This is a genomic window from Lutibacter sp. (genome assembly GCF_046055765.1).
Lineage (GTDB): Bacteria > Bacteroidota > Bacteroidia > Flavobacteriales > Flavobacteriaceae > Lutibacter.
On record NZ_JASFZF010000027.1, the window covers coordinates 19096 to 29196 of the forward strand.

The 10101-nt window shown below is 28.3% G+C and carries 6 protein-coding genes and 1 pseudogene; 6 read left to right on the forward strand and 1 reads right to left on the reverse strand.

Annotation, left to right across the window (positions count from 1 at the left end; translation table 11 throughout):
• Positions 1-119: 119 nt before the first annotated feature.
• The 4 genes from QM495_RS03065 (at position 120) to QM495_RS03080 (ending at position 6963) form a co-directional block, all read left to right on the forward strand.
• Complete coding sequence (locus QM495_RS03065) at positions 120-500, forward strand: hypothetical protein (protein ID WP_408670640.1); 381 nt, start codon at positions 120-122, stop codon at positions 498-500.
• 80 nt (positions 501-580) lie between these two features.
• Positions 581-4909, forward strand: coding sequence for a CusA/CzcA family heavy metal efflux RND transporter (locus tag QM495_RS03070; protein WP_408670641.1), 4329 nt, complete (start codon positions 581-583; stop codon positions 4907-4909).
• A gap of 4 nt (positions 4910-4913) precedes the next feature.
• Positions 4914-6044, forward strand: coding sequence for an efflux RND transporter periplasmic adaptor subunit (locus tag QM495_RS03075; RefSeq protein WP_408670642.1), 1131 nt, complete (start codon positions 4914-4916; stop codon positions 6042-6044).
• An 88-nt stretch (positions 6045-6132) separates the two neighbouring features.
• Positions 6133-6963: a prohibitin family protein gene (locus tag QM495_RS03080; protein ID WP_408670643.1), complete on the forward strand. Its 831-nt coding sequence runs from the start codon at positions 6133-6135 to the stop codon at positions 6961-6963.
• A 50-nt stretch (positions 6964-7013) separates the two neighbouring features.
• On the opposite strand, the gene QM495_RS03085 is transcribed toward QM495_RS03080, so the two are convergent.
• Entirely contained in the window at positions 7014-7832 is an 819-nt protein-coding gene (locus QM495_RS03085; protein WP_408670644.1) for a carboxypeptidase-like regulatory domain-containing protein, read from the reverse strand.
• 228 nt (positions 7833-8060) lie between these two features.
• Here QM495_RS03085 and QM495_RS03090 point away from each other — a divergent pair, with 228 nt between their 5' ends.
• Positions 8061-9617, forward strand: coding sequence for an NAD(P)/FAD-dependent oxidoreductase (locus QM495_RS03090; RefSeq protein WP_408670645.1), 1557 nt, complete (start codon positions 8061-8063; stop codon positions 9615-9617).
• Between the two features lie 191 nt (positions 9618-9808).
• A pseudogene (locus QM495_RS03095) lies at positions 9809-10101 on the forward strand (hypothetical protein); the annotation flags it as partial.

Sequence of the window (10101 nt, forward strand, 5' to 3'; positions counted from 1 at the left end):
TTTTATAATAAATTTAAACTATAGCAAAATCAAAAATTAATATCCAAAATTTATAAATACGTAGTTTAAAAATTGAATATTTACAAAGTTCTAATTCAATAAATTTTGAATTTATATATATGCATAAAATTATAGTTGTCATAATATCTATTACAATTTTATTTCAAAGTTCTAACTTTGAAATAAATGATATAAATAAAGTGCCAATGCTTGTAAAACATTTAATTTCTCATGTGGAAGCAGGTGACAACTTTTCTGATTTTATTTCAATGCATTATGGGAGTCAGGCTAACATGCATAAAAATGAGCATAAAGAACACAAAAAATTACCTTTTAAGGATAAACATCTAGAAACTCACTTTCAGTATGTTTATACTCTTTTATCACAAGAAATTTATACTACTTTTAAAGAAATTCAGTTTAAAGAGCATAAATTTGCATACAATGAACCTATTTCAAATTTATTTATAAATAGCCTTTTACAACCACCACAAAAATAACATAATATTTTCCTGTTTATAGTTAATTTGAAATGCAATAATTTGTATTTCAATCATATACAATTATTTATTATTATATTATGTTACAAAAAATTATTAAAATAAGTATAGAAAATAAACTTATTATTCTATTAATTACAGCTGCAATTTTTGCATTTGGTTTATTTTCATTAACACAAATACCAATTGGTGCTGTACCAGATATTACAAATAACCAAGTGCAGGTTATTACAACTTCCAGAAATTTATCTACCCAAGATGTTGAGCAATTTATAACATATCCTGTAGAATTAGAAATGGCTAATTTACCAGGAGTTCAAGAAATTAGATCCATTTCAAAATTCGGATTATCTGTAGTAACTATTGTCTTTGATGATGCAATAGGAACTTACTTGCCTCGACAACTTATTGCTGAAAAAATAAAAACTGCAGCTGAAAAAATTCCTGAAGGTTTTGGAACTCCTGAAATGGGTCCTATAACTACTGGTTTAGGAGAAATCTATCAATATATTCTTGATACAAAGCCCGGGTTTAAAGATAAATATTCCCCAATGGAGTTAAGAACTCTTCAAGATTGGGTAGTAAAACGACAATTATCTGGTATTCCAGGAGTAGTTGAGGTTAATACTTGGGGTGGATTTCTAAAACAATATGAAGTTGCAATTAATCCTGAAAAGATTAAATCAATGAATATTAGAGCTACGGACATTATTGATGCACTAGAAAAAAATAATAGTGTAGCAGGAGGAGGATATATTGAAAAGAGTAATGAAAGCTTTTTTGTTAGAGGAGAAGGAATGATAAAAACATTAGATGATATTGAAAATATTGTTATAAAAAATGTTGATGGAATTCCAATTTTAATAAAAGATGTTGCCAAAGTTGATTTTGGTTTTGCAAATAGATTTGGTGCAATTACCGGAAATGGTGAAGGAGAGAAGGTTTTAGGACAAGTAATGATGTTGAAAGATGGAGACTCTAACAAAGTTATTGAAGCTGTAAAACAACGTGTTGCTGAAATTCAAAAAACACTTCCTGAAGGAGTTTTTATAAACGGATTTTTAGAACGAAGTGAATTAATAGGTAAAACTACTTTTACCATAGCAGAGAACTTAATTTTAGGAGTCATTATTGTAATTTTTGTAGTTATTCTTCTTTTGGGAAGTTTTCGTTCAGGGTTAGTAGTTGCATCCGTTATACCATTATCCTTATTTTTTACTTTATCTATGATGTATATTTTTGGAGTAGATGCTAATTTAATGAGTTTAGGAGCTATTGACTTTGGAATTATTATAGATGGAGCGGTGATTATTGTTGAGTTTATAGCATTTAAAATTACAAGTAATAGAAAAGAATTAATGCAATTATCTAAAAGTAATAGACAAGATAGTATTGATGAAATTACTTATAAAAGTAGCTCTAAAATGATGACGTCAGCAGTTTTTGGACAACTTATAATTTTAATTGTATTTATTCCAATTCTATCATTAAGTGGTGTTGAAGGAAAAATGTTTAAACCAATGGCTTTAGCATTTAGTTTTGCTTTAATTGGTGCAATGTTCTTATGTTTTACATACGTTCCTGTAGTTGCTTCTATCTTTTTAAAACCTGAAAAAGTCTCTAAAAATAACATTTCAGTACGCTTAATGAACTTCTTTTATAGTTTATATCAACCAACTATAAAATTGGCTTTAAACCATAAAAGAACAGTAATTGTTGCTTCATTGGCATTGTTAATAGCAACAGGTATTCTTTTTAGTAGAATGGGAGGAGAATTTATACCAACTTTAGATGAAGGAGATTTTGTAATTCAACCAGTATTAAAAACAGGAACATCCTTAACAAAAACAGTAGAAATTACCACACAAATTGAGCAAATTTTATTAAATAATTTCCCTGAAGTTGACCAAGTAGTTTCTCGTATTGGTGCTGCTGAAGTACCAACCGACCCAATGTCTATGGAAGAAAGTGATGTAATTATAAAATTGAAACCAAAAGGGGAATGGGTTTCTGCAAAATCAAAAGATGAATTGGCAGATAAATTTAAAGAAAAATTATCTATAATACCAGGTATAGATTTTGAATTTACACAACCTATTGAAATGCGATTTAATGAGTTAATTACTGGTGTTAGAGCAGATGTTGCAATAAAAGTATTTGGAGATGATTTAAGTATTTTAGCTCAAAAAGCAGAAGAAATTAAAGTTAAAATTGCGCATATTGAAGGAGCTGCAGATATAATTGTTGAAAAAATAGATGGTTTACCGCAAATGACTGTTACATATAACAGAAAAAAAGTAGCTCGTTATGGCTTAAATATTTACGATTTAAATCAATTGGTTTCCATGTCATTTGCAGGGCAAACATTAGGAAATGTTTTTGAAGGAGAGAGAAGATTTGATTTAGTTGTTAGATTACAACCAGAATACAGAAAAAACATAGATAACCTTAAAAACTTATATGTGGATACTCCTTCTGGAAATAAAATTCCTTTGCATGAATTAGCAACAATAGAATATACTAAAGGCCCTGCAAAAATAGCAAGAGATAATACAAAAAGACGTATTGTTATTGGTGTTAATGTTAGAAATAGAGATATGGAATCTGTGGTAAAAGACGTGCAGGAAGTGATAGAAAACCAAGTTAAACTACCTGTGGGCTATACTGTTTCTTATGGTGGCCAATTTGAAAATTTAAATAGTGCAAAAGCTCGTTTAAAAATTGCAGTCCCAATTGCCTTATTATTGATTTTTATATTGCTGCATTTTGCATTTAAATCTATAAAAGATGCACTTATGGTGTTTTCTGCAATTCCTTTATCCGCTGTAGGTGGTGTTCTCTTTCTTTGGATTAGAGATTTACCATTTAGCATTTCTGCAGGTGTTGGGTTTATTGCATTATTTGGTATTGCAGTATTAAATGGTATTGTACTTATTGAACATTTAAAAGAATTAAAAGAACAAGGTATGGATAATGTGTACGAAAGAATATTATTAGGTACAAAAGAGCGTTTACGCCCCGTTATTTTAACAGCTGCAGCTGCAGCATTAGGATTTTTACCTATGGCAATTTCAACTGGTGCAGGAGCAGAAGTTCAACGTCCGTTGGCAACTGTTGTAATTGGAGGTTTAGTTACTGCAACAATTTTAACCTTGGTAGTTTTACCTGTTTTATACGCTATTTTTGATACGAAAGAATTTAAAATAAAGAGAAAAAACAAGCTTAAATCTACCATTATTTTACTTTTTATTTTAGCTCCAGTTATTGGATTTTCTCAAGAAAAAAAAATTTCAATGAATGAAGCTATTGCAATTGCAGTGGATAATAATAAGCAATTAAATATCAAACAATTAGAGGTAAATAGAAGTGAAAAATTAATAAAAAGTGCATTTGAAGTAGAGAAAGCAAATGTATATTATATGTATGATAAAACCAATTTAGGTAGTAATGGAAAACCTTTTGAAACGTATGGAATTGACCAAACAATTGAGTTTCCAACTGTTTATTTTGCTAAAAAGAAAGTGAATAAAATTACTTCAAATTTAACAGAGATAAAGTATCAGTTAGCAAAAGCTAATTTGATTAAAAATGTTTCAAAATCTTATAGTACTATTGTTTATTTAAATCAAAAAAAGAAGCAATTAATTGCTTTGGATAGTTTGTATAAAGATTTTTCAAAATCTGCTACCCGCAAATTTGAATTAGGTGAGTCTAATTATTTAGAAATGATAACTTCACAGTCTAAACATAAACAGTTTTCCATTCAATTAGAACAGCTTGCGAATGAGATAAATATAGCTTATGAATCCTTTAATTTATTACTTCAAACAGAAGAGAAATTTAAAATTTCAGTAATTAATTTATCCAAAATAGTACCTAAAAGTATTGATTTAAAGAACCATTCAATTACTAAATATTATACTGAAAATAGCAAGTTGTTTAAGGCACAAAAAGGTGTTGTAAAACAACAATTATTACCTGATTTACAATTTAATTATTTTAATAGCAAAGATTTAGCTGCAAATACATCTGTAAATAATTTTCAGGCAGGAGTTTCAATTCCTTTATTCTTCTTTGGGAAATCAGCTAAAATTAGTGCCGCAAAAATACGAGAAGATATTTCAAATGAAATGGTTATTGATACAAGTTTAAAGTTGAAGGCAAAATATAATAATTTAAATGAAGAACTTAAAAAACGTGAGTTGCAATTAGATTATTATACTGAAAGTGGAAATAACTTGGCAAAAGAAATTCTAAAAACAGCTACTTTAAGCTATAAAAGTGGAGAAATTGACTTTTTCCAATACATACAAAGTATTGAGACTGCTAGCCAAATAAAAATTAATTACTTAACCAATTTAAATAGTTACAATCAAATAGTATTGGAACTTAATTATATAAACTTATAAAATTATGAAAACTTATATATTAAAAAGCATATTTCTATTCTTAATTCTTACTGCATCCTTATCGTGTGACTCTTCAAAATCTACTAAAAAAGAAACTGAAATTATTACCATAAAAGAATCTACAATTAATATCTCTGTAGCACAATTTGAAAGTGCTAAAATGGTACTAGGAAAAGTAGAATTACAAACGTTTACTGTAGGTATTAAAACAAATGGTTATATAGATGTTCCACCTATTAATAGGGCAAAGGTTAGTGCCATAATGGGTGGGTATATTAAAAAATCTCCTTTATTAGTTGGAGATGAAGTAAAAAAAGGACAATTATTATTGACTCTAGAAAATCCAGATTTTATTGAAATTCAACAAAATTATTTGGAAATTACAGAACAATTAAAATATTTGAAATCAGAAAATGATCGTCAAAAAATATTGTTCGAAGAAAAAATCACTTCTCAAAAAAACTACCTAAAAGCAGAGAGTAATTATAAAAGTGCACTAGCTTTATCTAATGGTTTAGCACAAAAATTACGATTAATGAATATTAATCCTTCCAACGTTAAAGCTGGTAAAATTACTTCTACAATTGGAATTTACGCTCCTATAAGTGGAAGTATAACAGCTATTTACATAAATATTGGTGAATTTAAAAACTCTTCAGAAGTTTTACTTGAAATTATTAATAACGACCATAAACATTTAGAGTTGGTTGTTTTTGAAAAAGATATTTTAAAAATTAAAAAGAAGCAACATATCTTTTTTAGTATTCCAGAAGCATCTTCAAAAAAATACAATGCAGAAGTTTATTTAGTAGGAAAATCAATAAATGAAAATAGGACTATTAAAGTTCATGGACATTTAGAAGATGAAAATAAATCGTTTTTAGTAGGTATGTTTGTTGAAGCTGAAATTATAATTAATTCAGTACAAAAAACAGCACTTCCCACAAGTGCAATACTAGAAGATAATGGTACGTTTTATGTTTTAGTTTTGAAAGATAAAAATGAAAAGTATTATGAATTTGAAAAAGTACAAATTACTATTGGAATCAAAAATGAAGATTGGACAGAAATTGAGAATTCAAATTTAAAGGATAAAAAAGTACTTTTAAAGGGAGCATTTCTTCCGTTAGAATAGTTTTAAGTTAAATTATGCTTAAAAAGCACAATTATATTAATTTAATGAATTCTGTTTCGTATTTTTGATGAAATTTAAAACTAGAAAAATGAGTAATAACGGACAATTACAATTACCAAAAACTTTAATGCCTTTACTATTATTAGGTATTGTGGCAATTATATTTATATCAAAATCAACGGTTACAATTGATGCCGGTGAAGCAGGTGTTTTATGGAAACGTTTTGATGGAGGTGTAGTAACAGATCAACCACCATTGGGTGAAGGGTTTCATTTTGTAGCTCCTTGGAATACAGTTATTGTATATGAAGTAAGACAGCAAGAACTTTTTGAAAAAATGAAGGTGCTTTCTTCAAACGGATTGGATATTATTTTAGAAACATCAGCCTGGTACTTACCTAAAGCAAGCGAACTAGGAAAATTACATCAAAGGATTGGGGAAAATTATTTAGAAAGAGTAATTAAACCAGCTTTACGTTCAGCAGCGCGTAGTGTTGTTGGGAGATATACTCCTGAACAATTATATGCAAGTAAGAGAGATATAATTCAACTTGAAATTTTTGATGAAACTAAAAAAATATTAGAAAAAGAATATATCCAATTAAATCAACTTTTAGTTAGGGATGTAACATTACCACCAACAATTAAAAATGCGATTGAACGTAAATTAAAACAAGAACAAGAATCTTTAGAGTATGAATTTAGATTGGTAACAGCTGCTAAAGAAGCTGAAAAACAAATTATTGAAGCTAGAGGTAAAGCTGATGCTAACCGTATTTTAAGTGCATCACTAACAGATAAAATTTTAAGAGATAAAGGAATTGAAGCTACATTAAAATTAGCTAATTCACCTAATAGTAAAATTGTTATTGTTGGAAGTGGTAAAGATGGTTTACCATTAATTTTAGGAAATCAATAAGTTTCTGAAAATAATTTCATAAAAAAGCCAACAATTAGTTGGCTTTTTTTTTAATTTTCTTTCTTTATAGTACTTCCTTTTTTTATAGCTTTATGATTTTCGTAACACAATAAAACGGCTTCAATAAGCTGTAAATCGCTGGCAGACCTGATAAAATAATCTGAATAATTGCATTCGTTTAGTAGTTCGGTTAGCTCTTGAGCATCCATATCTAAATACTCCATCATTAATTCTCTATTAAATTTACCTTCCAACATTTTACGTAAATTATCATCACTTCTTAATTTTTTGAGTTTTCTTAATTGTTGTGGTTTTTTACCAAACAAATTATAGACAAAGTCTATTGGCTTAAATAGGGCATCAATAGGCGAAGTGTAATCTTTTCTTGCTTGAGAACCAACTTCATAAGTTTGAGGCAATCCAACTATATGTATTCGAGCATATTTATCTTTAGGAACATTTTTAGCATCAATTTCTAAAACACCTACAAGTTTATGCGATTTTACAACAATTTCAGCTAACTCTTCAACTCTTTCATGCAATTCAATTACCAATTCATTTCCTTTCAATAAATCGTTTGTAATTTTTAATTTAATAGACTGAAAACCTAAATATGAAATGTAAATAGTATCATTAACTTTAGTGGCTAATTCAAATTTACCATCATCATTAGTAATACTACCAACAACTGAATTTAAATTGAACAAATTCGCTCCTTTTAAAGGCAGTTTATTAGCATTATCAACTACTTGACCTTTTAAAAAAAATATCAAGTTAATAGTATTTATAGAGTCTTTAACTTTAGATTCTTGCGCAAATGCTTTAATAGTAATCAATAATAAAGCAAAATAAAATATATTTTTTAGCATATGCAATTATACTAATTAATACTCATAGTTTTGTTAAAGAAAACTAAAAGAATAAGTGAAAATTTATAGGGCTAATAAAACGAGATAGCTTTTTGAATTTTTGTTGTGAATTGTTTATATGTACATAAAATACTATTAATAAGTAATTTAAGATACAATTGGAGTTACTAAGTCGATTTAGGTGTGTAAAAATAATACTATACTTAGAAATTGAGTAATTTTGCAATTATGATAAAAGAGATTCAGTTAAGGATTAAAATTCAAGATACAACACAACAAAATATTTTAAATAAGGAATCAGCCAGGCATTTAGGCATCACTGAAAATGATATTAATGCTATTAAAGTGTTGCGAAAATCTATTGATGCCAGAAAATCTCAAATTATTTTCAATTATAAAGTAGCAGTTTATTTAAATAATGAAGAACCAAAACCTTCAGAATATATATTTGCTTATAAGGATGTTTCAAAAGCCAAAGAAATTCACATAATTGGTTTTGGACCCGCAGGGATGTATGCTGCATTACGCTGCATTGAGCTTGGTTTTAAGCCTGTAGTATTAGAAAGAGGGAAAAATGTTAAAGACAGGCGTAGAGATTTGCGTGCCATTAATCAATTTCATATTGTAAATAAAGATTCTAATTATTGCTTTGGTGAAGGCGGAGCTGGAACATACTCTGATGGAAAATTATATACAAGAAGTCTAAAACGAGGAAATGTTCGTAGAATATTTGAAAATTTAGTTTACCACGGAGCCACAGATCAAATCTTAGTTGATGCTCACCCACATATTGGCACAAATAAATTGCCAACGGTTGTTAAAAATATTAGAGAGACTATTTTAAAATTTGGAGGTGAAATTCATTTTGAAAGTAGAGTGGAAGATTTTACTATTAAAGAAAATAAAATTTGTGCTATACATCTTCAAAATAATAAAGAGATAACTGTTGAAAGTGTAATTTTAGCAACAGGACATTCGGCGAGAGATATTTATTATTTATTACATAGAAAAAATATTAAACTTGAAGCAAAGTCATTTGCAATGGGAGTTCGTGTAGAGCATCCACAGCAAATTATAGATTCAATTCAATACCACTGTAAAAGTGGAAGAAATGAATTATTACCTCCAGCTTCATACAGTTTAGTTCAACAGGTAAAAAATAGAGGTGTATATTCTTTTTGTATGTGTCCTGGTGGTTTTATAGTTCCTGCAGCTACTGAAAATGGAGAAGTTGTTGTAAATGGTATGTCACCATCTAAAAGAAATAGCGAATTTGCAAATTCAGGAATTGTAGTTGAAATTAATGTTGAAAAAGATTTACAAAAATACAATCATTTGGGAGTTTTAAAAGGATTAGAATTTCAAAAAGATTTGGAAAAAATGGCATTTATGGCTGGAGGAGGAACGCAAACAGCACCAGCACAAAGACTAACAGATTTTGTTGAAGGTAAATTATCTACAAACTTAAACTCTACATCATATCAACCTGGCTTAAAATCAGCTCCTTTACATAGTTTATTACCTTCATTAATTGGTAGTAGATTAAGAACCGGTTTTGAAGCTTTTGGAAAGAAAATGAGAGGGTATTATACAAATGAGGCAAATGTTATTGGTGTTGAATCCAGAACATCTTCACCAATAAAAATACCAAGAACCGAGGCCCTAGAACATCCACAAATTAAAGGTTTATTTCCTTGTGGAGAAGGAGGTGGATATGCTGGTGGTATTGTTTCTGCAGCAATGGATGGTGAACGCTGTGCTGAAGCTGCTATTGCTACTATGTAAATTTTAAATTCTATCTAATACTTACCTATGATAGAAACTTAATTATTTAAGATTTTAACTATTAATAATTACATAGCTATAATAATATAGTTTAACTTTAATATTTTTAACGCAAGAAGAATAAAAAGCTAAACAAAGGTGTTTGCAGATTGGTTCATGACAATTTGACCATTAAAAATAATTATTAATAGATGAAATTTAAACTAACTTATTTTACAGCTTTACTATTTTTATTTATTACTTGTACAAGTAATAAAACAAAAATCTACCCAGTTGATTTAGTTATTAAAGGGGGTACAATTTTAGACCTTTCTAGTCAAGGAAAATCAAAAATAGATTTAAAAAACATGGCTGTATTGATTAAATCTGATACTATTTTTGGAATTATAGAAGCATCAGATATATCTAAAAATCAAAAAAATATTATTGATGCAACAGGTAAATTTATCATTCCAGGTTTAACAGATGGCTTTAGTGTTATTAA